Raw genomic sequence first — 24197 nt, 5'->3', positions numbered from 1 at the left:
ATTGATTAATTTTTTAAATAAAAAATGCCAGCGAATTGCTGGCATTTTTATTCTGCATATTTATTTTTGCTGTGCTTTTGAGTCTAAGCTTGCATCTTTGATTTCAACGTAGGCATTCGCACGAAGTTCACGCATCCAGCTATCAACTTCGGTATCGAACTGACGTTCACCTAAGATTTGACGTGCCATACGTTCTTGTACTTCTTTGGTCATGTCTTGTTCACGTGTATCTGTGACTTGCAAGATATGCCAACCGAACTGGCTTTGGAATGGTTTGCTGATTTGTCCAACAGGTGTTTCTTTCATCACCTTTTCAAATTCAGGTACCATTACGCCCGGACTTACCCAACCTAAGCTACCACCATCCCGCGCAGAGCCTGTGTCATTTGAATAGGTTGCAGCAAGTGTTGCAAAATCATCACCCGCTTTAGCACGGTTGTATAGGCTATCGATCATTTGCTTAGCGCGATCTATGCTTACAACTTCAGATGGTTGGATTAGGATATGGCGTGTCTGGTATTGAGAGACTAATGCTTTTTGTTCGTTTTGCTTACGTTCAAGTAGTTTTAAGACATGCACACCATCACGAACATTGATTAACTCGGTGGTTTGTCCAACTTGAAGTGGGGCAATACGTGCAGAGAGTTCCGTTGGGATTTCTGATAATGAGCGGAAACCCATGTCAGCACCATCGACTTTCACTGAAGCTGTTGATAGCTTAGAGCTAATCGATTTGGTGTCATCACTTGTTGTGAGGGATTGTTTTACCTGTTGAGCGACTTGCTGTACTTCATTGTTATTTTCACCCGAAATGCGCATGTGAATCACATGGACTTGAGTACCTAGCGCAGCTTGACCTTCTGGGGAGTTTAAAAAGTTTTCAACATCATGATCACTGATTTTAATACGTGACATCACTTGTTGCTGACGTAAACGACCAATGGCTAAGTCTTCTGCGACACGGTTGCGCAAGTTTTCATATGTACCTGGTGCAATTGCATCTAACTTTTGTTGAAATGCTTCAAGAGTATTTGCACCTGATTGATTTGCAACTTTTAGTACCGCAGCATTTAAGCTCTTTTCATCAGGCTTAATACCATAACGCTTTACTTGCTCTAATTGAGCTTGGCGAATGATGAGTTGATCAAGCACTTGCATTTGTAAATACTGTTGTGGAGGAACAGTTTTGTTTTGTGCTTTCATCTGGTGTTCTGTTTCAGCAATCCCTTGTTCTAAATCACTTTTTAGAATGACACTACTATCTACAATGGCAACAACCTCATCCGTTGGCTGTGCAAAGCTTTGCATTGATGAAGAAATTAGGGCAGCGAGAACAGTTGCTTTAAAGATATGTTGAAAAGGTTTTATCTTCATTAACGTTGTGTCCAAGATTGATTAATTTTGTTGAAACCTAAAACTCTGTTTTCTAGGAGAGAAGCAAGCTTATTGTTTAAAGCACCGAGACCTTTTAGGGTGAATTCAGCCATAACAGCATTCTTTTTACGAACGCCTGGGGTGTTTGGGTCATCCAGATCATTGTAGTAAGAACGACCATAAACTGAGACAGCCCAACAACATGACTCGTAATTTACACCAAGTAAATATTCACGCATCACATTATTGTCAATGTCGTATTGAGCATGACCCATAATACGCCAATTGTCTTTTACAGGTTGTATAAAGGATGCAACAACTTGGTCATAAGAATCTTGTCGATCTGGGATATCTTTACGGTAAAAATAGCCTAAGTTGTAAAGATTACCTTTGTCACCGGTATAGTAAGCTTGGAAATCGCGTTGTGCATTTTCGCCATTCGACATCCATGCAGAGTTAGATGTAATGGTGAAGTTCTGATTAAGCTGGCTTGATAAACTAACAATAGGGCCTGTACGTGTTTGGGTATCAAACTCATCGAGTTTTTCATTCAGACTGACACGGCGGTCACTAAAGTAATAACTTTGACCAATGCTTGCTTTAATGCGCTCTAGGCCTTCAGTATCTAACAAGCTATAAGTCACACCGAGCGACAAGAAATTATTGTCATCTAGACGGTCATGCCCATAGAAGCGATATGGGTTGAACAGTTGATCATAGTTGATCGACGCTGTAGTCGAATCAAAGTTTGGATGATCATCTTGGTTCTTATAAGGTGAGTAAGCATAAAAAGCACGAGGAGAAATACTCTGTAAGTATTTGCCTTCTTTCTCGAACGTTAAGCCTGTGGCAAGCGTGAATTGAGGAACAACAACTGATTTTTCTAAATCATCAGAAGCAGACAGTCCACGGCCTTCTTTTGAGTCTTGATCGTAGAAGGTGTTAATACTACGTACAGAGACTTCTGGAACGACATAGAACCAAGAAGGGGTTAAATAGTTGTAGCGAACTGCAAACTGGTTGTAGATACGCGTACCACTTGATTCTAGCGCAGAACCATCATCTACAGACTTTTTGAAATAAGCGGTATCGTTATTAAACTCGTATTGTAGACCTTGTGGATCACCAGTAACGTAGTTTAATAAGAATTGTGGAAGTCGAGCATAAGGTTTATCGACATCTTTAATGGTTTTATCTAGGGTTTGGAAATCTTCAACCTTCAACTGAGCTTTAAGGCCAGGAATCCCATTTTGGTAATTCAGTTCCCAAGCACGGCGCAAATTTAGATCGGTTCGTGTGTTCGGGTTGTTATTGAAGTCTGCGAAGTAATCTTTATCTGATGCGTAGTTATATTCTAAATTGGTCGACCATTGGTCGTCGATTTTCCAATTGTGAACAAAATGAAGGTCATCACGTGCTTCGCCGCCATATTGATCATCTTTGGCGATATAGCCTCCCCAAATACGACCAGAACCAAAGTTTTCAGTCATATAGCGGAAGTCAGCATCTAATTTCGGGCCACGTTTGCTCATGTAGCTCGGGGTGAGTGTGAGATCATAGTTTGGCGCAAGATTGAGATAAACAGGGGTGATTAACTGCGCACCACCATCATTGCTATAGCCAAAATTTGGACTCAATAAACCCGTAGTGCGTCGGTCATCAATCGGAAAGTTGAAATATGGGACTGCAAGTATAGGTACGTCTTTGACATAAAGCTTGGTGCCGCGGGTTACACCGCGACCTGTATCTTGGTTTAGCTCAATTTCTTTGGCCTGAATTTTCCATGCAGGTTTTTGCTCAGGAGGACAAGCGGTATAGCTCGCGTCCTTAAAAATGACTAAATTCTGATTTTCCCGTTTTATTTGACTGGCATGACCATGTGCATGCTGTTGTTCAGAGATATAGAAACTATTGTTTAAATCACCAGTCTGGGTTTTTAAATTATAGTTAATCGCATCACTTTGGGTGAGTAATCCTGATTGAGCAACCTGAACACGACCTTCGGCATTGGCAAATGTTTGTGTCGAATCGATTGTAACTTGATCAGCACGAATAGTTCGGCCTTCTTGATCGATGACAACATTGCCTTGTAAAACAGAATCACCTGTCGGGTTGTAATGCCCATAATCAGCGGTGAGCACAGAAGTGGTCGTATTTGCATTACCAGCCTTTGTTTCGGGGTTGATTGGAGTGACCCAAGTCCCTTGGCAAAATGAAGAGCTTAAATAACGATTGTCACGTAATTGCGCTTCTGGTGCAGATTTATCTACATAATATTGCTGGAAAAAACTTTCCCCAGGATAACTTTCTTGGTTTTGCTGTTCTTGATTCTGTCGAATGGCAGCTTTGAGCTGTTTATTGTCAAGCGTAGAGACAGCATCAGCTTGCGCCGCGAAACCTGATTGAATCGAGCCGCCGCACAAGAGTGTCAAAATAGCTGTTGCTAAAGGATTAAATTTAAACTGATGTTTCATTGTCTCATTAACCAATACGCTAATTCACAATTAATTATTGTCGCATCATAGAGAAAAAGTTGATAAGTGGCTACACTTAAGCTTTCAAAATCTCAGCTAGTTTTAGATTTTATTGCAAATGAATACACAACGTGAACAATTGATACAAACTTGGCTTCAAGCCACTCTCCAATCTGATCAATTTGAGATCAACTTTTTAGCAGGAGATGCAAGCTTTCGCCGCTATGCGCGAATTACGATACAAAACAAAACATATATGCTCATGGATGCGCCTCCTGAAAAAGAAGATTGTGCGCCATTTGTCAGCATTGATGAGTTTTTTGATGAAAATGGTGTGCGAGTTCCACATATCGTTGCGAAAGACTTAACCTTGGGTTTATTACTGCTTGAGGATTTTGGTGATGTTGTTTTATCAACATTACTCAATGATCAAACAGTTGATCATTACTATGCACAAAGTTTTAAGCAGTTGATTGAATTACAGCAGATCAATGGTCATGCGCAATTACCTGCGTATTCTTATGAAAAGTTAATGACGGAAATGCGTCTGTTGACAGAGTGGATGTTACCATCATTAAACATTCAGCCGACAGAGCAGCAGTTGGAAACGATTGAGCAGGCATTTGATTTCCTTGCGATCGAGGCGACTAATCAACCGCAAGTGATTGTACATCGTGACTTCCATAGTCGTAATTTGATGAAAATCGAAGATGAGCAAGAGCTTGGTGTAATTGACTTCCAAGATGCAGTGATCGGTGCTGATACCTACGATCTCATCTCGATTACGCGTGATGCTTATGTGCAGTGGAATGCTGAGCGTGTCTACGAATGGTTTGAAGTGTTCTATAACTTATTGCCAGCAGCAGCGAAAGAAAATCGTAGTTTTGAGCAGTTCAAACGAGATGCTGATCTGATGGCGATCCAACGTCATTTGAAAATCTTGGGTATCTTTGTGCGTCTATTTGAACGTGATGGCAAATCAGGTTATTTAAAAGATTTACCGCGCGTGATGTGGTATTTGCTTGAAGAAAGCCAAGGTTATGATGAACTGAATGACTTTATGCAGTTCATTCGTGACATCGTAATGCCGAAGTTTATCGAAAAATATGGTGATTACGAGGTTGCAGCATAATGAAAGCAATGATTCTTGCGGCTGGTCTTGGTAATCGTATGCGACCATTGACCTTGTATACGCCAAAACCTTTACTGGAAGTCGGTGGTAAGCCACTGATTGTTTGGCATATTGAGAAGTTGCAAAAAATCGGCGTCACCGAGATTGTCATTAATACGGCTTGGTTGGGTGAAAAACTTGTTGCTGCTTTAGGTGATGGCTCTCAATTTGGTGTAACTATTTTATGGTCACACGAAGGTGAAGGCTTGGAAACAGCAGGCGGCATTATTAATGCTTTGCCATTGTTGGGTGATGAACCTTTTATTTTGGTCAATGGTGATGTCTGGACCACAATGGATTTTTCTTCATTGTTGAATGTTCGGTTGGAAGATAAACAAGTACATTTAGTCTTGGTTGAAAATCCACCTCAGCACTTAAAAGGTGACTTTATTCTAGCGAATGATTTAGCTTACACTTTTGAGCAAGAGCAATTGGGTGAAGCCTTAACTTATAGTGGTGTTGCTGTTTTTGCACCACAGATGTTTGCAGGTTTGGAAAATGGCAAACGACCTTTAGCGCCATTATTGAAACAAGCCATGCAGCAGCAGCAAGTTTCGGCTGAAAAGTTGCAAGGAATTTGGGTGGATGTTGGTACACCTGAGCGTTTAGAGCAGCTTGATCAACAAATCAAGCAGGGCGCGTTTGCATAATAAAAAATGCTTTGTCTATCTGTGATTTGCATAAGAAAAGACAAAAACTTAAAGGATTGTGCAGTTTATCATGCTTGTAAATGATTAACTGCATAATCGTTCAACAAGTCCTGCTGTGCCTTGTATCAGAAATCGGTATACTGCACAGCAAGTTTATCGAGATGTCGCACTGTTATGCATCCTTTTTTTCAAGAATTAAAGCAAGGTAGCCAAGCTTTAGGTCTTAACCTAAGTGAAGAAGCCCTAACACTCTTATTGAAATATCAAGATGCGCTAGTGCTATGGAATAAGGCATACAATTTAACGGCAATTCGCGAGCCGAAAGAAATGCTGGTTAAACATTTATTAGATAGTTTAAGTATCTTAAATGATTTGCCCCAAGGCCGTTTGTTAGATGTGGGTACGGGCGGTGGTATGCCGGGCATGATCATTGCATTATGCCAACCAGAACGTTCTTGTGTACTATTAGATTCGAATGGGAAAAAGATTCGTTTCCTGAAGCAATTTATTGCAGACTTAAAACTGAAAAATGTAATTGCAGTCCAAACTCGTGTTGAAAATGAAGACAGCATTGGAGAACTTGGTCAGTTTGATGTCATTACAAGTCGAGCATTTGCTTCATTGACCGATTTTGTAGATGCAGCACAACCATATATGCATGAACAAAGTATCATTGCTGCAATGAAAGGCTTAATCCCAGAGGATGAAGTTGAGCAGATGAAAGATCAGTATTCATGTAAGATCATTGAACTGCGTGTGCCAAGATTGGATGAACAGCGTCATTTACTTTTACTTCAACGTATTCAATAAAAAATATTAAGGGTAGTCATGGCTCAAATTATTGCGATTGCAAACCAAAAAGGTGGTGTGGGAAAAACCACGACAGCAGTCAATCTTGCTGCCTCTTTGGCGATCTTGAAAAAACGTGTCTTGTTGGTCGATATGGACTCACAAGGGAATGCCACCATGGGGTCTGGTATTCAAAAGAATGATTTACTTTATTCAGTCACAGATGTGTTATTGGGTGAAGTGCCGATTGAAACGGCGATTCAAAAAGCTGAAGTGGGTTATAAGGTTTTAGGTGCAAACCGTGAACTTGCGGGTGTAGAACTTGCCATTGCAGAACAGGAAGGGCGAGAGTTCATTCTTAAAAATGCACTGCAAGAAGTTGATTCTGCATTTGATTATATTATTGTCGATTGTGCACCAAGCTTAAGCCTGATCACGGTGAATGCCTTGGCTGCCGTAAATGGTGTGATTATTCCAATGCAATGTGAATACTATGCTTTGGAAGGTTTGGCTGATCTTACACAGACCATTGATCGTATACAAAAAGCCCTTAATCCAAACTTGGAAATCGTTGGGGTATTACGTACCATGTATGATGCTCGTAATGCGTTGACCCGCGATGTGTCTGCTGAGTTAGAGCAATATTTTGGTAAAAAGTTATATGAAACGGTAATTCCTCGAAATATCCGTCTAGCAGAAGCGCCTGCCCATGGTTTACCTGTGATTTATTTCGAGAAAAGTTCCAAAGGTGCGATTGCATATTTGAACTTAGCCGCAGAAATGTTGAAGAAAAGTAAAGTGAAAAAAGGAAGTGCTGTATGAGCATCAAAAAACGCGGATTGGCTAAAGGTCGTGGTTTAGATGCGCTATTGGGTTCAATTCAAAAAGAGAAATTGCAACTTGAAGCACAAGCCTTGGATCATGGTCAACTCAAGCAAATTGATGTCAATTTATTGAAACGTGGTGAATACCAACCACGTAGTTTTATCCAAGAACAAGATTTACAAGAGCTTGCAGCATCAATTGAAAAACATGGTGTGATGCAACCGATTGTGATCCGTCCTGTGGATGATGAGCAACATCCTTACGAAATTATTGCGGGTGAACGTCGTTGGCGTGCTGCCCAATTAGCAGGTTTGACTGAAATTCCTGCGATTGTGCGTGACTTAAATGATCAAGTCGCAATTGCCTTGGCTCTAATTGAAAACATTCAACGTCAAGATTTAAACCCGATTGATCAAGCAGTCGCTTTACAGCGCTTTCATGATGAATTTGGTTTAAGTCATCAAGAAATTGCAGATACGGTGGGTAAGGCACGTACAACAGTGAGTAATCTGTTGCGCTTGTTGAGCTTAGCTGATCCGATTAAAGACCTAATACAACAAGGTCAGATTGATATGGGACATGCCCGTGCAATTCTGACTTTGAAGCCCAAAGATCAAATTGCAGTTGCGCAAATCGTGATTGAAAAAGGTTTGTCAGTACGTCAGACTGAACAGTTAGTTCGTGAGTGGAGTGAACCAAAGCCTGAAAAGGAAAAGGCCCAAATTTCTCCAGATATTGAACAATTGACTCAGAAACTTTCAGAGCGTTTCGGAGCAAATGTGAAAATTGACCATAACCAAAAAGGTAAAGGGAAAATGGTCATTCATTACCACTCATTGGATGAGTTGGATGGAATCCTCAATATTTGTTTACCTAACTAATATTAAGGGTGGGTTTGTTAGTCACTTTTGAGGTTGTTGAGTGATTAATGAATCCGAATCTATCCTTTTATAGTTTAAATATTATTGGGGAATAATATGTGGGAACTTGTGAAAGCGGGTGGTTGGTTAATGCTGCCTCTCATTCTCTCATCAATTTTTACGGTTGCGATTACACTTGAACGATATATTCGTTTAAAACGGTCACAAGTTTTGCCGCAGGCGTTGCTTGTTAATGGTTCGGATGTTGAATCGGTGATTGCTCGTTTACAACAAGATGATGCAGCAAAAAGCCCACTAGGTCGTATTTTAAAAGCGGGTTATGAACATCAAGATCAAGGCGAACAGTTTGCGCGTGCTCAGATGGAAGCAACGGCTTCACAAGAAATCAGTCATCTCGAAAAAAATATCAATTTCTTAGGCACTCTGAGTGCAATTGCACCTTTATTAGGCTTGCTTGGAACGGTCCTCGGGATTATTGAATCATTTTTGGTAATTGATGTTGGCTCTGCTGGTAATGCCAGTATGATGATGCCGGGTATTTCTAAAGCCTTGATTACAACCGCTGTCGGGATGTTGATTGCGATTCCTGCAATGATTGCTTATCGCTATTTCCAGCGAGTTGTGCATGAATATATTGCTGAATTAGAGCAACAATCGACTTTGTTTCATGCTGCGCTTTTTTATAAAAAAGCAGCACATGTCCAAGAACACCGTCGTGCAAGCTAAGCCGAGGTGCTCGTATGAAGTTTAAGCGCTCTCAAGTTGAAGATATTCATATCAATTTGACACCAATGATTGACTGTATGTTATTTATTTTGGTGTTTTTATTATTATCGACGACATTTAGTCAACAAAGTCGTATAAACCTGACATTGCCAGATGCGCAGGGTGTTCCACCTAAACAATTCGATCACAAAATTGAAATCATGGTAGACTCCACAGGGCACTATTCTGTGAATGGTCAAGCGTTATCAAGTAAAGATATTGCGGATTTAAGCACGGCAATTAAGCAGGTTGCACAAGATCGTCGTGATTTTATGTTTATTATTGCGGCTGATGCCAAAGCTGCGCATCAAGACGTAATTCGTGTGATGGATGTTGCAGGTCAACTCGGTTTTGTTAACGTCAATATCAGCACTAAAGTTCCAACGAGAGGTTTTACTGAGTGAATCAGGATTTTAAGGTATATGTCCGTTTAATATCGTATTTAAAATCTTATTGGGGCGTTGCCTTATTAGTCTTGCTTGGCTTTGGAATCAACGCTGCGACGGAGGTTTCTGTCGCAAAGTTGCTGAAATACATTATTGATGCCATCCAAGAAGGCAGTCGTACAAACTTAGATTGGTTTCCAGCGCTGATTGTTTTACTGATGTTTTTCCGTGGTGTTGGTCTATTCCTTGGTGGATATTTTTCTGCGGTTATTTCGCGTAGTTTGGTGTTTAGTATCCGTCAGGAAGTCTATGCAAAATTGTTAAGACTCCCAGCCCAATACTATCTTGATAACAGTGCGGGTCATATCAGTGCCAAGTTGATGTATAACGTAGAGCAGTTAACAGCTGCTTCTTCTGAATCTTTGCAGACCCTGATCAAAGATGGTTTGATTGTTATTGGTCTATTAAGCTATCTGCTTTATACCAACTGGCGTTTAACCCTTTGTATCGTGGTTTTCATGCCATTTATTGGGATATTGGTCAGAATCGCATCGAAGAAAATGCGGAAACTTTCGATCCAAGTCCAAAATACCATGGGTGATGTGAACCATGTGGTTCAAGAAACCATTACCGCTAACTCGGTTGTGAAGAGTTTTACGGGTGAGGCGTTTGAACAAAAACGTTTTTATAAGTCCTCAGAAGAAAACTTACGCCGTGGTTTGAAAATGGTGGTGGTACAAAATATTAACAGCCCAATTATTCAGCTGTTATTATCAATGGCGATGGCAATCATTCTTTGGCTGGCGTTGCGCCCACAAGTATTTGGAGATACCTCAGCGGGTGAGTTTATTTCATTCATTACCGCAGCGGGCTTGATTTCTAAGCCAGTGAAGAACCTGACTGATATCAATGAAAAACTACAACGTGGGTTGGCAGCAGCACATTCGGTCTTTGAATTATTGGATATGCCTGAAGAAGTCAATAATGGTCAACTTAAGCCTGCATTGAAAGGTAATATTCAATTTGATCATGCCAACCTGCGTTATGATGATGGCACCCATGCGATTAAAGACTTCTCTTTGGATATTAAGGCTGGTCAAACTGTTGCACTGGTTGGACGTTCGGGGGCTGGGAAAACCTCATTGGTCAACATGCTGCCACGCTTTCAAGAGTTAAGCGAAGGGCAAATCTATTTTGATGGTATTCCTGTTCAAGAGATTGAGTTAGCTTATCTGCGCTCACAAATTGCAACCGTGAATCAGCAAGTGGTGTTATTTAACCGTTCAGTACGCGATAACATTGCTTATGGTCAGTTACAAGACTCAAGTGATGAGCAAGTGATTGCCGCTGCTAAAGCTGCTTATGCACATGACTTTATTATGAACTTGCCACAAGGCTATGACACGATTCTAGGTGCCCAAGGCTTAAACCTATCAGGTGGCCAGCGTCAACGTATTGCCATTGCAAGAGCAATTTTAAAAGATTCTCCGATTTTAATTTTAGATGAAGCGACCAGTGCTTTGGATAACGAATCTGAATACTTCATCCAACAAGCATTTGATGAAGCTATGCAAGGTCGTACCACTATCGTGATTGCTCACCGCTTATCTACAGTTGAAAATGCAGATGTCATTGTGGTGATGGATAAAGGTCAGATTATTGAGCAAGGTACCCATGCTGAGCTATTAGCAAAACATGGCATGTATTATCAGCTACACCAACGCAATTTTGAGGAAAACTAAGTATGTCGATGGCGCAACGAATACAGGATGCTTGGAATGAACAAGCTTCGTGGTTGGTGGTGTTGCGCCCACTGTCTTGGTTATACCGATTTGGTTTTTGTGCCAATCAAGCCTTGTATAAACACGGAATTAAACCCGTTTATACAGCACCCGTACCTGTCATGGTGATTGGTAATATTACGGTTGGTGGGAGTGGTAAAACACCATTGTTGATTCAGCTGGTCAAATATTTACAGCAACAGCAGATTCGGGTGGGTGTGATTAGTCGAGGTTATGGCGGCGAAGGCCCATTTCCGCTTTTGGTGACTCAACAATCTGAGCCCGATGCTGCAGGTGACGAACCTTGCCTTATTGTCCAATCTACCCAAGTGCCAATGGCGGTTGGGCCGAATCGACAAGCTTCGATTGAGTTGTTACTCGAAAATGAACAACTGGATCTCATTATTAGTGATGATGGTTTGCAACATTGGGCTCTGGCACGTCAGCTTGAATGGATTGTACTCGATCAAAATCGAGGTTTAGGTAATGAAAAACTATTACCAGAAGGTTATCTACGTGAGCCTAAATCACGCTTAAATGGTAGTACTGTCATTGAGCATAGCAAAACCGCACAAGCACAAAGAAGTATGTATTTGGCGGTTGGCCAGCCATACCTTTTAAATACAAATGTTGAAGTGGATTGGTTTGATGCTACTCAATATTTTAATGCGGTTGTTGGTATTGGCTTTCCACAACGTTTTTATCACACCTTAAATACGATAGGCGTGCAGCAATATCAGGCGCATGAGTTCCCAGATCATCATGATTATGAAATTGATGATTTAAGCTTCGACAACCAAGAAGCTATTATCACCACTGAAAAAGATGCCGTAAAGTTTAAAACCTTATTAAAGCAACATCCTGAATTTAACACGCCGATTTGGGTGGTTCCTGTTGAGGCCGTTTTATCATCCGATTGTTATGACTTGCTGAAACAGCAGTTACAACACGTCGGTATTCAATTTTCTTAGAGAGCGACCATGAAACATATTGTCATTCCAGCTCGTTTTGCCAGTTCTCGTTTACCAGCAAAACCGTTATTACTCATTCATGGCCGTCCAATGATTTTGCGTGTGGTCGACCAAGCCAAAAAAGTTGCTGGTTTTGATGATCTGTGTGTGGCTACGGATGACGAGCGCATCGCAGAGGTATGTCGAGCGGAAGGAATTGATGTGGTGATGACCCGTGCAGAACATCCTTCAGGCACCGACCGTTTAAGCGAAGTTGCACGTCTGAAAGGATGGTCACAAGATGATATTATTGTCAACGTACAAGGCGATGAGCCATTGTTGCCTGCACAATTGGTTCAGCAGGTGAGTCAGCTTTTAGTTGAAAATCCGCAATGTTCAATGTCTACGCTGTGTGAACCAATCCATCAGTTAGAAGAGTTTCAGCGAGATAGTATAGTTAAAGTGGTGATGAGTAAGCGTAATGAGGCGCTGTATTTTAGCCGAGCAACCATTCCGTATGATCGTGATGCTGCGAAACAGGCTGAACCAACATTGCATGATCAAGCTTTTCGTCATTTAGGTCTATATGCCTATCGTGTGAAATTACTACAAGATTATGTCACTTGGGAACAAGGTCATCTCGAAAAGTTGGAAAGTTTAGAGCAACTCCGTGTGCTCGAAAACGGTCACCGTATTGCTATTGCTGTGGCAGAAGCCAACTTACCGCCAGGGGTTGATACTCAGGCAGATTTAGACCGTCTAAATACTTTGCCTTTGAGTGCATTTGAATAATTATGGTCGATACTCAAGCTACAGTGATTTATCCTTGGCATGCTCAGACATGGGAGCTATTAACAACTCGTTTCCCTGAACTTGGGCATGGTCTTTTATTTTACGGAAAGAAAGGTTGCGCCAAGAAAGAGTTTGCAGAGCGATTTGTGGCTTGGGTGCTGTGTTTAAATAAGCAAGCACAACGGGCATGTGGTGAGTGTACCAGTTGTCAATGGTTGAAGTCTGATACGCATCCAAACTATGTGCATATCACCACAGATGAAGACAATAAAAAGCAAAATGCAAAGATTAAAATTGAAAAAATTCGAGACCTACTTCCGTTTGTTCAGCAAACAGGAGAAGGTTGGCGGGTAGTGGTTATTGAGCCTGCCGAAGCACTGAATACCGCCTCAGCCAATGCACTGCTCAAGACCTTGGAAGAGCCTGGTGAGAAGGTTGTATTGATCTTGCTTGCAGATCATTACTTAAAACTTCCTGCAACCATTCGAAGTCGATTACAGCACTTCGCTTTAGATCGCTTGACGATTCAGGATGCACAAACATTTGTGCAGCAGCAAATTCCAGAAATATCGAATGAACAAATCTCATTATTGTTGAGTCTTGCTAATGATATGCCTTTGACTGCTATTGAGATTGAAAAGAGTGAGTGGTTACAGAAGCGTGCATTATTCTTGAGTGATTGGTTTAAATTGGTTGCTGAAAAAAATATGCCTTTAAACTATTCAAATAAGTGGTCTAAAGAATTAAATTTCTCTGAATTGATCACCATGTTTGAATATCTTTTAGGGGATCTGATTAGTTTAAAATTGAATCAATCATTAAAAAATAATGATTTGGACTTTAAATCACTAGCCGAATTCTATAGTTTAGAGGCACTTTTTACTATTTATTCTGACTTACAGCAAAAAAAGTTAATGATTGAACAAAATGTACAAACCCAATTGGTATTGGATGAGTTGTTTATTCAATTGATGAATGTTAATTAAGTAAATTTTAAAAATATTTTAATTAAATTTATAGACTTAACCCTCTGGAAAAATCAGGAGGGTGGGTTTTTATCATGTTTATGTAAAGTTTGTATATAAATTGTTCGAGGCTCTTCAAACCTTATTAAAAATATATAAAATGTGAGTTACTTCACAATAATATTAAAAAATAAGGAATATAGAGATGAAAATAACATTTATCGCGATTGCTTTATCATTTGCAATGATACCTAATATTGCAATGGCTGAACCGAAATTTGTATCCAATATTAATGGCTCCTCATTTGCGATTAATGCTTCAAATGCAGGTTCTCAAGCATATGAATGTGTCTATAGCTATTCTTTCAATCATGCCAAAGGTGTGGTAGCGAGTCAGTTCAGTGGTAAGTTTTATATTGAAGCTGGGGTGAGTAATATTTCCGTGATTTCAAGAAATACAGACCAAATGATTAGCACCTTGGATTTTGATTATAAATGTACTGAAAAATAGTCATGCATATATTGAATACTCAGTAAAAAAACCGCTTGGAAGAGCGGTTTTTTTTATGGGAAAAATTTCTATTACGCTGGATGTTAAAAATTCACATATACAAATAAATATGTTATTTTTTCACATGGCGTTTTGCTAGGTATGCTAGGGAATTTAGATATGCACATAAAAACACTTTTGGTCGCTTTAAGCTTTTTGTCATTGAGTGCTTGTCAGACATTGGATTCAGCAATGTCTGCAACGGATGGAATTTTAAATAAAACTGGAGATATCCTGAGTGGAGACTTTCGTGGTTTAGGCCCCGCAAAGAAAGCAACACTTTCTGAAATCTGGAGAGATTGGCAACAAAATGAAATTACTGCAAAGCGGAAATGGGATGCTCAACGTCTTGAAGTGCCGGGAATCATTACCCGCATTACTAAAACAGGTGAAGTGATTTCTCAAAACCAAATCGCAATTATTTTTAAAGATCCAAGTAATAGTAAGTGTAAAGGGCAAGGCTTGACTCGCGATGATTTAAAAGTAAATACAGACAAAATTAGCAATCTAAAAGTTGGCGATCGAATTATCGTGACGGGTGTGCTTGGTACCACAGAATCGAAATGGGCGACACAAGGTGAATGTTGGTTCTCATTTGATAAAGCCGAGATCGTAAAAGCCACAAAGTAATATTTTGATCGAGATAGTAAGCAAGTCTTACTATCTTTATCGATCTGACGTATTTATGGGTTTAACGTGTTGTTATCATCTTCACTTTTTGCAGAAATGGGCGTGTGATAAACCAGTTTTAATTGGTTGTTGTTGAGGAGGTAGAATTTTTTAGCATAGATATCTTTTCCATTCATTTGAACGGAACCATGTGTGACCAATAATAAGCTATTGGGTTGGATATCAATTAATTTTTCTCCAGTTTCACCACCGAATACTTCGAGAATTTTTCCTGTTCTCTTGCTGATTAAAGTGAGGCTGAAACACATAGCACCACAACCCCAACCAACCGCGACATATTCTCCAGCATAGTCAGGTTTTTGTTTCAGTCCTTCTGATCATCGTGTTCTAAACAAACGAGCATCAGCATCACTCATGTCTAATTTTGCAGTGGGTCCTGTATAGATTTGCACTGGATAGTCGGTGAATTTAGGTTGTTTGTTCAAAATCTTCGCATAGAGCACGGACGGACTTAATAGATAAGCACTACACAAGATGATTAGACTTATTCTTTTCATTCTAAATTCCTTTGGATCTGCCTTTTTATGTTTTAGTCGAGTAGGTTCAGTCTGTTTTGGTGAATTGTCATCTAGTTTTAAACAATCCTTTCTATAATGCATGGCTTGTTTAAATAAAGCGCAGATTGATTGCTTTGTTCGGGTTTTATTTAAACATTATTTGTTGTTTGTTCGATTGTTTTCTATAATCAAGTCATAAATCGAGTATAGATTTTTTATTAGACGGTCACCAATGAGAATTCTCTAAAATTATGTATGGTTAGTAATATTTTTAGATTTATCAATGGTATAAAATTATTAACGTTTTGATGAATTCGTTTTTGACAGGGGAATGTTATGCAACCACAAATGATGGGCGGAATTATACAGGTCAATATTCCAGATAAAACCACATTGCAATCCAGCTATATGCCTTTTGTTGTGGGTGGTGGTTTGTTCGTACCGACGAAACAAGCCGTTAAAATGGGACAAGAGGTGTTTGTATTGGCAACCTTGCCAGAGCAATCACAAAAGATTCCTTTGACTGGAAAAGTGATCTGGATTTCGCATAAACAGACGCATTTTAAACCACAAGGCTTTGCGATCCAACTTGTGGGGGAAAAAGGTGTGTATTATAAAAACGAAGCTGAAAAATTATTGGCGGGTATGAAAGGCTTGGATCGTCCAAGCTATACGATGTAGTTGTAAAGAGAATAGGAAGAACGAGTGTTTGTTGATACGCATTGCCATTTAACCATGTTAGATCTCAGTCCTTATCAAGGGGATTTGGATCAAGCACTTGAACAAGCACGACTTGCAGGTGTTTCCAAGTTCATGGGGATTTCAGTTGATCTTGATGATCATGTTAAATTGGCTGAAATTGCTGCTCGCCATCAGGATGTAGGCTATTCAGTGGGTGTGCACCCTTGTGAAGACGAGCATATTATGGCACGTGCAACAACGGATTATCTGGTGCAACTCGCTCAGTCAGACAAAGTCTGGGCCTTAGGAGAAACGGGTTTAGATTATTACCACAGTACTGATTTTGTTGCTGAGCAAAAACGTTGTTTTGCACGTCATATTGAAGCATCGAAAATTGTTAAAAAGCCTGTGGTGGTGCATACCCGAGCAGCGAAACACGATACGGTAGATATCATTCGGTCAGAACAATCTACACATGGCATCTTGCATTGTTTTACTGAAGACTGGGAAACCGCAAAGGCTGTATTAGATTGCGGCTATTATATTTCCTTTTCAGGTATTGTCTCTTTTAAAAATGCGCAAGACTTACGTGATGTTGCGAAGCAGGTACCACTTGATCGTTTGCTTATCGAAACAGATAGCCCTTATTTAGCGCCTGTGCCATATCGTGGTAAAACCAATGAACCGAAATACGTTCCTTTTGTAGCAAAAGCATTAAGTGATGTATATGATAAATCGGTTGAAGAGATTGGCATGATTACAACACAAAATTTTGAGAATCTCTTAAATTTGAAATAAACGGTTTTTGATGTACTAGGAAAGAGAGTTATTACGTGAAAATGGATCGTCAGGCTCAGTTTAGAGCACGAGAAGTATTAATTTTTCAAATCGCGGAGCAACTCCTATTAGAAAATGGCGAAGCTGGTATGACGCTGGATGCCTTGGCAGCTGAGCTGGATCTTGCCAAAGGTACGCTATATAAGCATTTTCAAAGTAAAGATGAATTGTATATGCTGCTCATTATCCGTAATGAGCGTATGTTATTGGAAATGATTCAGGATACGGAAAAGGCTTTCCCTGAACATTTAGCATTCTTTATGCTGCATCATTTACATCACCCAGAACGTACAGCATTATTTCACCAAATTGAAGAACGTCTTTCGACAACGGGCCAGGGCATTCAATTGCTTTTTAGTGAGTTGTATAAAGTACGCCGACAGCGCTTACGTATCATTATTCGTATGACTGAAAGTTATTTATTGGGTATCAATAGCACGATGACCACACGTGATTATCTCGCATCAATTTGGTCGTTAACATACGGTGCAGCGGTTATATTGAATTCGAGTTTCTATCAACGCTATTTAGGTTCTCGAGATACCTTACGCGTTGCCTATATTGAGCAGGCTTTAGCATTACCTAAGCTACTCGAACCTGTTCTCCCATAGTTGAAACAATAATGAGATCGCCACTGCATTCGCAAAAAGCCTTTACCCTGATTGAGATCATGGTGGTGATTGTCATTATGACAATCATGGCATCTCTGGTGGTATTAAATATTGGTGGGGTCGATCAACGCCGGGCCATGCAAGCCAGAGAAATGTTTATTCTTGATCTTAAAAAAATAAATAAAGAAGCAACAGATCAGGCCAAAGTTTTTGCTCTAAATACTCAGAATGCCACAGATGTTGCACCGTTTAGCTATAACTTGTTTGAATACCATGATCAAAGTCGTGAGCAGATTCAGCAGGCAGACCGTACTTGGCAACTGTATAAAGAATTTAAAACTCGCCAATTACCCGATCATGTGTCTTTCAGTATCCAAAGTTTGGACACAGCGACTTATAACAAAGCAAAAAATGAAGACTTGTTGGGGGGGAGAGCTCCTCAATTGATTTGGTTTGGGAATGGTGAAGTGAAACCAGTTCGAATTCAGTTCTACTATGAGCAAAAACCGATTGGCCATGAGTTGCAGTTAGATCACTTGGGTAAAATTGATGAAAGTTAGATATTGGGGAAATCGCGCTTCATCGTGTACTCGAAGCATAGCTTTCGGTCTTGCAGCAGGGAAACCTCATACCTCAAGTAAAGCTTCTCAGTCTTCTTGCGAAGTGACGCTTCTCAGGGAGAAACGTTGTTTCACTAACCCTGCAACTCGAAGCATAGCTTCTCGCCTTGCGACACGATCGAGCCTTGCTCGATTTAATCGTGTTCACGTCGAGCATAGCTCTCCGTCTTGCGCTCGGGTGAAACGTTGTTTCATTAACCCTCGCTCAGGATTTACCTTGCTCGAAGTGATGGTGGCCTTGGCAATCTTTGCTGTAGCTGCAATTGCCTTAACTAAAGTTGCCATGCAATACACTCAGTCGACATCGAATGCGATTTTGCGTACCAAAGCGCAATTTGTAGGGATGAATGAAGTTGCATCGATGGAAATCAATCAGGAATGGCTAGAGGGAACACAATCCAAGCAAGTGACTTCTCAAGGTGAAACCTGGCAAATTGATAAAAAGGCCCAGTCGACGATTAGTCCGAAAATCCAACGTATCGAGTTGCAAGTCAGCTTATTTAATAATGAACAAGGTAAGGTCGAGGCGGGTATTACCAATCTTGTGTTCTTTAACTATCCTGCAAAGGCGAGAACACAATGAAATATAATGCTGAGCATCGCTTTTCGCCTCACTCTGGCTTTACCTTGGTTGAGTTGTTGGTTGCAATTGCGATTTTTGCCGTGCTTTCGATGCTGGGGTGGAAGGTCTTTGATTATCTATTAAAAGTAAAAGATCGTAATGCTGAGCATGAAATGCACCTATTTGCCTTGCAAGATGCATATCAACAAGTATTAAGAGATAGCTTGCAGATTATTCCATTGACAGCAAATGATGGAAGGCAGTTGCAAGCAGCTATTGTATTGAATGATCAAAGTTTTTCATTTAGTAAGGCAGGTGTTTCTGATCCATTGAAGCAGGGACTATCACCTTATGAGCGTATTGAATATCGCTATGATTCTGCACAGAAGAAAGTGTATCGATTGAAATATTCAAATCTCAATATCCCGAATCGTGTGCAACCGATCTCAAGTACATTGTTGGAAAATGTAGATCAGTTTAAAGTGCTGGTTTTGAACCCGCAAGAATTGACACAGTGGCCTGAGAATAGTGACCCGAGCAATATTACTGAACTTAAAAAATTACCGCTAGGCATAAAAATACAGTTAACTGTTGCAGGTACGGACTATGAATGGATCTATAGTTTATTGAATACACAGGCATATTTACAGTCGATAGGAAATTCAAGCGGTATGGGTGGGGGCGCAAATTTACCTAATAATAAAGATGGATCAAATTCATCTAATCCTACTCAACTTCCAACACAATGAGCAAGAGGCATATTCAGTGATTAGAAAAGCTCAAAGTTATGGAGTTGCTCAGCGTGGCATTGCATTATTAACCATTTTGGTCATGGTCGCTTTAGCAACGATTTTGGCAGCGACCATTGCCAAACGCCAGACCAATACCTCTGAAAATACTGGGTATTTGATGCGCCAAGATCAATCTTTATTGTATGCAAAAAGTGCTGAAGCTTTTTTTTCTGAGTTACTTATTCAAGACAGCGATAATGGCGGCACGATTGATCATTTACAGGAGAACTGGGCCAAACCTATGCCACCATTCCCAGTCGAGGATGGTTCTGTTTCTGGGCGCTTAATGGATGAATCCGGGAAATTTAATCTTAATAATTTAGTTAAGGCAGATGGTAGTCAAGTTGATGATTCGGCTCGACGTTGGTTTGAAAAATTGTTGCAGCGAGTTGGTTTACCCGCTGAACTGAGTCAAGCTGTGATTGACTGGCAAGATGTTAATGATGAGACAACAGGTGCAATGGGCGCTGAGAGTAATTATTATCAAGGTTTAGACCCTGCATATTTAGTGCCGAATACGAAGTTTCATAGTGTAGATGAACTGAAACTGGTAAAGGGATTTGAAGGTAAAAATTACGATTTAATAAAGCCTTATGTCACGGCACTGCCCGAACAGACCAAAGTAAATATGAATACAGCACCTGCATTATTGCTCGCCAGTATTGATCCGAAAGTTGATGTTAAAGCGGTAGAGCAGGAACTGAAAACCAAACAAGCCAATTTGACTTATTTCAATAATGTTGAAGATTTATGGAAGTTAAGTGCTTTTTCTGGAATAGATGAACAAAGCAAAACTGATGCTGCGACTTTCCTTGATAGCAAATCAAGCTATTTCACTGCTCAAATTGAAGTTGTTTTAAGCGAACGGAAAAGACAGTTTACCAGCTCATTAGCACGAAAAGACAAGCAAGTATTTGTTTATTCTAGAAGTCTTTCGCCATTTGAGTAGTATTCTTTATTGAGTTATCAAATGGTGACAAGATTTAAAATCAATCCCAATGCTTGTTTTTTTGCTTTATAATAAAATTCGTTTGCAGATAAAAGATTAGCTTGGTGCATGTTAATTCGTAAATTGTTTAAGTTTGAAAATGCTCATATTGTACGTAACTGTACATCGGACCGTTGTAAGCGTTCGATTCATGGGCATAGCTATAAAGTTGAATTATTATTAAAAGCGTCAAAGTTAGATCATGGGCAAATGGTCTATGACTTCGGTCTGTTAAAAGGCGTCATCAAAGAGTTGTATGATAGTTTTGATCATGCAATTTGTTTTTGGCAGAAAGATGATCTTGCTTATATTGATGCATGTAAAACATTTAGCGCGCGTTGGATTGCGTTACCTGTTTCCCCATCGGCTGAACAGTTTTCTCGTATTTTCTTTTATCTTGCTCAGCAGGTATTGAACTCGACCACCACTCAAAATGGTGAGGGTGATGTTGAGGTTTATTCTGTTATTGTGCATGAAACGGATACAGGTTACGCACAGAGTTTTCAAGAAGATATCGACAATGAGCAAATGGGTGTATTAAATTTGGATCAAATTGTATTTTCAGAGCAAGTACAAGCTGAATGGAGTGATGTTCAGATGTATGAAAATCTGAAAAAAGGAATCAAATTCCAAAACCCAAACGTAGAATTACAAGTTAATATTTGAGTGTGTTTTCACTCCAGTGAGTGAATTTATTTCAAGGAATGTGGATGCAATTTACTGAACAGCAACAGGACAAACTAAGTAAAGTTCAGTTGGATGAGTCTTGGAAAATCTCACTTTCAGAGTTTCTATTGAGTCAAAAAATGGATAATTTGAGGGAGTTTTTGCAACAAGAAAAACTTGCAGAAAAAACCATTTATCCACCAAGTAAACAAATTTTTAATGCGCTGAATACGACACCACTTGGTGGCGTCAAAGTGGTGATTTTAGGGCAAGACCCGTATCATGGTCCAAACCAAGCCAATGGTTTGAGCTTTTCGGTACAAAAAGGGATTGCATTACCACCGTCCTTGCGTAATATTTTTCATGAATTACATACGGACTTGGCAGTACCAGTTTCACGTCATGGCGACTTAAGTAAATGGGCGGCACAAGGCGTACTCTTACTGAACAGTGTACTCACGGTAGAAGCAGGACAACCGACTTCACATCAAAAACAAGGATGGGAAGAGTTCACGGATAGCGTAATTGATGTATTAAATGAACAACGTGAACATATCGTGTTTATTTTGTGGGGTGCCTACGCACAGCGCAAAGGTCAACGTATTGATCGTAATAAACATCTAGTACTAAGTGCAGCGCATCCATCACCGCTAGCAGCGAATCGTGGTGGTTTTTTTGGCTGTAAAGTATTTTCAAAAACAAATCATTACTTGAAACAACATGGCATTGAGCCTATAGACTGGCAATTGGACGCATAATGACTTCTCCTGATTTAAATAGCTATCATCCAGATTTAGTTATTGAACACGCAAAAAATGGTTGGCGAATCATTCGTCTGAATCGACCTAAATCGTTGCACGCTTTAGATGAATCAATCGTAAGTGCGCTGCTTCAAGTGTTTGAAGATTTTCATGTCGATGAGACGGTTAAAGCGATTTGGTTTGACTCAACTACACCAAAAGCATTTTGTGCGGGCGGTGATGTTCGCAAGTTACGTCAATTGGTGATTAATCAGGAAGTGGATGCTGCGAATCAATTCTTCCAGCAGGAATATGCACTTGATTTACTGTTGCATAACTATGCTAAACCAATCGTGGTTTGGGGAGAGGGTTATGTGATGGGTGGTGGGCTTGGTCTATTTATGGCTGCACCATTTCGCTTAGTTACGCCTTATTCACGTTTGGCTATGCCAGAAATCAATATCGGCTTATACCCTGATGTTGGTGCAAGCCGCTTCTTGGCTGATCGTGGACAAATTGGTTTGTTTACTGGCTTGACGGGTTCAATTATGACGGCAGCGGGTGCATTTAGCATCGGTTGGGCGACGCATATCTGCGAAGCGCAACGTGATAATATGCTTCAAAAAGTACTCAGTGTGGATTGGAATCATTACCCTGCTGGCGCATTTAGAGCGATTGACGATACCTTAAATAGTTTGCATCGCCCTGTGGCATCTGGACCATTACAAAACTCGATTGATGTGATTCATAGTGTATGTCGCGGTCAAAGCTTTGAATATGATTATCAGTCGATTATTGGTTTAAGTGATGCGAGTAGTGACTGGTTGCGTCAAGCCAGTGAAAACTTACAGAAAGGCTCGCCAAGCACGGCTGCAATCACATGGTTGTTATGGCAGTGGGGCAAGCAAGGGCATGCATGGGATGAAGTGTTTGCATTAGAAGCACAGATTTCTGATTGGAAAATTCGCCACCCAGATTTTGTCGAAGGGGTTCGTGCGCGTTTGGTTGATAAAGACTTATCTCCAGAATGGCAGGCAACTGAGCAACTCAGCTTGAAAGGTATCTTGGGAGATTGTCCTCCTGTGACTAATATCGAAAGCTGGAATGCTTTATTAAAGCAATACGGTGTCATTGCCTGATTGTTATGAGTTCTGAAAAATTTAATGATGAATATTGGATGCAGCTTGCCTATGAGCAGGCTGCATTAGCAGCAGCGCAGGGTGAAATACCTGTCGGAGCAATTCTGGTCAGCAAGGGGCAGGTAATCGGTGCTGGATATAATGCGCCAATTAAATTGTCGGATCCAACAGCACATGCTGAAATACAAGCGTTGCGTGCGGCTTGTCAGTCTTTAAATAACTATCGCTTGCCCGACGATACAACACTTTATGTGACGCTTGAACCTTGTACCATGTGTGTGGGTGCATTAATTCATGCACGGATACAGCGTGTGGTTTTTGCTACGACTGAACCAAAAGCAGGTTCATTGGTGAGTGCTAGACAATTGCTTGATAGTGGCTATTACAATCATAAGTTTGTCTTTGAACAAGGTTGCTTACAAGAACAATGTTCATTGCAATTGAGTGATTTTTTTAAACAAAGAAGAAATGAAAAGAAGAAAATCCGTTTGTCAAAAACGTCCTTAAATGATTAAAAATGTCTTATGAGTTGTGGCAAACTAAGCCTCCGATGATTTTGGGTTACATCAAAAGGCGAACTTATGCGTAATGCAATCACCATAGAAAAAGAATTTAATGCACCGATTTCCGAAGTTTTTGACTTACTGTCAAAACATGCCACTTATAACAAGGCATTTGCACCTTTACAGGTTGTTCGCGTAAAGGATTCTGCTGATCCAGAACGTCCTGATGGTGTAGGTTCGATTCGCCGTATGGGCTTTGGAGCGATTAAGCCTTTACAAGAAGAAATCACTTTGTTGGAAGAAAATAAGCGTATTGAGTATAAGTTGATTAATAATCCTTTGGTGAAGCATCACTTGGGGCAAATTGATTTTAAAGAAATTACACCTTTTATAACTTTAGTAACTTATAAGATTGAATTTACAGCAAAAGCACCTTTAGTCAGTAAATTAGTTCTTGCACAACTCAAAGCAGCGATTACACTAGGGTTCTCAAAATTAGCCAAATCAGTTGCTTCATAA

The 24197-nt window shown here is 40.2% G+C and carries 29 protein-coding genes; 25 read left to right on the top strand and 4 right to left on the bottom strand.

Features of this window, described 5'->3' with window-relative positions; all coding sequences use genetic code 11:
• Window positions 1–60: 60 nt before the first annotated feature.
• Window positions 61–1374: a peptidylprolyl isomerase gene (locus MN869_RS02070; RefSeq protein WP_033132926.1), complete on the bottom strand. Its 1314-nt coding sequence runs from the start codon at window positions 1372–1374 to the stop codon at window positions 61–63.
• On the bottom strand, window positions 1374–3848 hold the full coding sequence (gene lptD / locus MN869_RS02065) for an LPS assembly protein LptD (RefSeq protein ID WP_033132925.1): 2475 nt from the start codon (window positions 3846–3848) through the stop codon (window positions 1374–1376). The genes MN869_RS02070 and lptD overlap by 1 nt, the downstream gene beginning before the upstream one ends.
• A 118-nt stretch (window positions 3849–3966) precedes the next feature.
• On the opposite strand from lptD, the gene MN869_RS02060 reads away from it, so the two are divergent.
• The 13 genes from MN869_RS02060 to MN869_RS02000 all read left to right on the top strand — a co-directional run bounded on the left by MN869_RS02060 (window position 3967) and on the right by MN869_RS02000 (window position 14983).
• The gene (locus MN869_RS02060; protein WP_033132924.1) at window positions 3967–4980 is read left to right on the top strand and encodes a phosphotransferase; all 1014 of its coding nucleotides are present in this window, start codon (window positions 3967–3969) and stop codon (window positions 4978–4980) included.
• A complete protein-coding gene (gene murU, locus MN869_RS02055; protein ID WP_243306801.1) occupies window positions 4980–5669 on the top strand; it encodes an N-acetylmuramate alpha-1-phosphate uridylyltransferase MurU in 690 nt (229 codons plus the stop codon). The genes MN869_RS02060 and murU overlap by 1 nt, the downstream gene beginning before the upstream one ends.
• A gap of 174 nt (window positions 5670–5843) precedes the next feature.
• On the top strand, window positions 5844–6479 hold the full coding sequence (gene rsmG, locus MN869_RS02050; protein WP_004806608.1) for a 16S rRNA (guanine(527)-N(7))-methyltransferase RsmG: 636 nt from the start codon (window positions 5844–5846) through the stop codon (window positions 6477–6479).
• Between the two features lie 18 nt (window positions 6480–6497).
• Window positions 6498–7280, top strand: coding sequence for a ParA family protein (locus tag MN869_RS02045; RefSeq protein WP_005204229.1), 783 nt, complete (start codon window positions 6498–6500; stop codon window positions 7278–7280).
• Entirely contained in the window at window positions 7277–8164 is an 888-nt protein-coding gene (locus MN869_RS02040) for a ParB/RepB/Spo0J family partition protein (protein WP_033132922.1), read from the top strand. The genes MN869_RS02045 and MN869_RS02040 overlap by 4 nt, the downstream gene beginning before the upstream one ends.
• Before the next feature lie 96 nt (window positions 8165–8260).
• Window positions 8261–8890 carry a MotA/TolQ/ExbB proton channel family protein gene (locus tag MN869_RS02035; RefSeq protein WP_004806614.1) on the top strand — a complete coding sequence of 210 codons (630 nt, stop codon included), beginning with the start codon at window positions 8261–8263 and terminating at the stop codon, window positions 8888–8890.
• Between the two features lie 14 nt (window positions 8891–8904).
• Window positions 8905–9333, top strand: a complete 429-nt coding sequence (locus MN869_RS02030; RefSeq protein WP_004806616.1) for a biopolymer transporter ExbD — start codon at window positions 8905–8907, stop codon at window positions 9331–9333.
• Window positions 9330–11057 carry a lipid A export permease/ATP-binding protein MsbA gene (gene msbA, locus MN869_RS02025; protein WP_004806618.1) on the top strand — a complete coding sequence of 576 codons (1728 nt, stop codon included), beginning with the start codon at window positions 9330–9332 and terminating at the stop codon, window positions 11055–11057. Before MN869_RS02030 ends, msbA begins: the two co-directional genes overlap by 4 nt.
• A gap of 2 nt (window positions 11058–11059) precedes the next feature.
• Window positions 11060–12067: a tetraacyldisaccharide 4'-kinase gene (gene lpxK, locus MN869_RS02020; protein ID WP_033132921.1), complete on the top strand. Its 1008-nt coding sequence runs from the start codon at window positions 11060–11062 to the stop codon at window positions 12065–12067.
• Window positions 12068–12076: 9 nt separating this feature from the next.
• Window positions 12077–12838 (top strand): 3-deoxy-manno-octulosonate cytidylyltransferase, encoded by a 762-nt coding sequence (kdsB, locus tag MN869_RS02015; protein ID WP_004806621.1) that lies wholly within the window; start codon window positions 12077–12079, stop codon window positions 12836–12838.
• A gap of 2 nt (window positions 12839–12840) precedes the next feature.
• Entirely contained in the window at window positions 12841–13824 is a 984-nt protein-coding gene (locus tag MN869_RS02010; RefSeq protein WP_033132920.1) for a DNA polymerase III subunit delta', read from the top strand.
• A gap of 184 nt (window positions 13825–14008) precedes the next feature.
• A complete protein-coding gene (locus MN869_RS02005; protein ID WP_004806625.1) occupies window positions 14009–14314 on the top strand; it encodes a hypothetical protein in 306 nt (101 codons plus the stop codon).
• Between the two features lie 159 nt (window positions 14315–14473).
• Complete coding sequence (locus tag MN869_RS02000) at window positions 14474–14983, top strand: hypothetical protein (protein ID WP_033132998.1); 510 nt, start codon at window positions 14474–14476, stop codon at window positions 14981–14983.
• A gap of 53 nt (window positions 14984–15036) precedes the next feature.
• Here MN869_RS02000 and MN869_RS01995 read toward each other — a convergent pair whose 3' ends face one another.
• Both MN869_RS01995 and MN869_RS01990 read right to left on the bottom strand, forming a co-directional pair.
• A complete protein-coding gene (locus MN869_RS01995; protein ID WP_227505271.1) occupies window positions 15037–15291 on the bottom strand; it encodes a hypothetical protein in 255 nt (84 codons plus the stop codon).
• Window positions 15292–15360: 69 nt separating this feature from the next.
• Window positions 15361–15540 (bottom strand): hypothetical protein, encoded by a 180-nt coding sequence (locus MN869_RS01990; RefSeq protein ID WP_227505270.1) that lies wholly within the window; start codon window positions 15538–15540, stop codon window positions 15361–15363.
• Between the two features lie 336 nt (window positions 15541–15876).
• Between MN869_RS01990 and MN869_RS01985 the strand changes: the two genes are divergently transcribed.
• The 12 genes from MN869_RS01985 to MN869_RS01930 all read left to right on the top strand — a co-directional run bounded on the left by MN869_RS01985 (window position 15877) and on the right by MN869_RS01930 (window position 24197).
• Window positions 15877–16221 carry a PilZ domain-containing protein gene (locus MN869_RS01985; protein ID WP_004806631.1) on the top strand — a complete coding sequence of 115 codons (345 nt, stop codon included), beginning with the start codon at window positions 15877–15879 and terminating at the stop codon, window positions 16219–16221.
• 24 nt (window positions 16222–16245) lie between these two features.
• Window positions 16246–17019, top strand: a complete 774-nt coding sequence (locus tag MN869_RS01980; protein WP_005204211.1) for a TatD family hydrolase — start codon at window positions 16246–16248, stop codon at window positions 17017–17019.
• A 41-nt stretch (window positions 17020–17060) separates the two neighbouring features.
• Window positions 17061–17669 (top strand): TetR/AcrR family transcriptional regulator, encoded by a 609-nt coding sequence (locus tag MN869_RS01975; RefSeq protein ID WP_017401929.1) that lies wholly within the window; start codon window positions 17061–17063, stop codon window positions 17667–17669.
• Window positions 17670–17680: 11 nt separating this feature from the next.
• Window positions 17681–18229 carry a type II secretion system protein gene (locus MN869_RS01970; RefSeq protein ID WP_005204208.1) on the top strand — a complete coding sequence of 183 codons (549 nt, stop codon included), beginning with the start codon at window positions 17681–17683 and terminating at the stop codon, window positions 18227–18229.
• Window positions 18230–18482: 253 nt separating this feature from the next.
• Complete coding sequence (gene gspI / locus MN869_RS01965) at window positions 18483–18872, top strand: type II secretion system minor pseudopilin GspI (protein WP_032811635.1); 390 nt, start codon at window positions 18483–18485, stop codon at window positions 18870–18872.
• Complete coding sequence (gene gspJ / locus MN869_RS01960) at window positions 18869–19600, top strand: type II secretion system minor pseudopilin GspJ (protein ID WP_033132919.1); 732 nt, start codon at window positions 18869–18871, stop codon at window positions 19598–19600. The genes gspI and gspJ overlap by 4 nt, the downstream gene beginning before the upstream one ends.
• The gene (gspK, locus tag MN869_RS01955) at window positions 19557–20591 is read left to right on the top strand and encodes a type II secretion system minor pseudopilin GspK (RefSeq protein WP_171248643.1); all 1035 of its coding nucleotides are present in this window, start codon (window positions 19557–19559) and stop codon (window positions 20589–20591) included. Before gspJ ends, gspK begins: the two co-directional genes overlap by 44 nt.
• Window positions 20592–20699: 108 nt before the next feature.
• On the top strand, window positions 20700–21296 hold the full coding sequence (locus MN869_RS01950) for a 6-carboxytetrahydropterin synthase (RefSeq protein WP_033132918.1): 597 nt from the start codon (window positions 20700–20702) through the stop codon (window positions 21294–21296).
• A gap of 44 nt (window positions 21297–21340) precedes the next feature.
• Window positions 21341–22054 carry a uracil-DNA glycosylase gene (gene ung, locus MN869_RS01945; protein ID WP_004806648.1) on the top strand — a complete coding sequence of 238 codons (714 nt, stop codon included), beginning with the start codon at window positions 21341–21343 and terminating at the stop codon, window positions 22052–22054.
• Complete coding sequence (locus MN869_RS01940; RefSeq protein WP_171061051.1) at window positions 22051–23175, top strand: enoyl-CoA hydratase/isomerase family protein; 1125 nt, start codon at window positions 22051–22053, stop codon at window positions 23173–23175. Before ung ends, MN869_RS01940 begins: the two co-directional genes overlap by 4 nt.
• Window positions 23176–23180: 5 nt before the next feature.
• Window positions 23181–23690 (top strand): tRNA adenosine(34) deaminase TadA, encoded by a 510-nt coding sequence (gene tadA / locus MN869_RS01935; protein WP_033132917.1) that lies wholly within the window; start codon window positions 23181–23183, stop codon window positions 23688–23690.
• A 66-nt stretch (window positions 23691–23756) separates the two neighbouring features.
• The gene (locus tag MN869_RS01930; RefSeq protein WP_005204193.1) at window positions 23757–24197 is read left to right on the top strand and encodes an SRPBCC family protein; all 441 of its coding nucleotides are present in this window, start codon (window positions 23757–23759) and stop codon (window positions 24195–24197) included.

Source organism: Acinetobacter sp. NIPH1876 (assembly GCF_022808535.1).
In the GTDB taxonomy this organism is placed as follows: domain Bacteria; phylum Pseudomonadota; class Gammaproteobacteria; order Pseudomonadales; family Moraxellaceae; genus Acinetobacter; species Acinetobacter higginsii.
The sequence above is the reverse complement of the archived record's forward strand: the minus strand, read 5'-3'. Positions and strand labels throughout refer to the sequence as shown.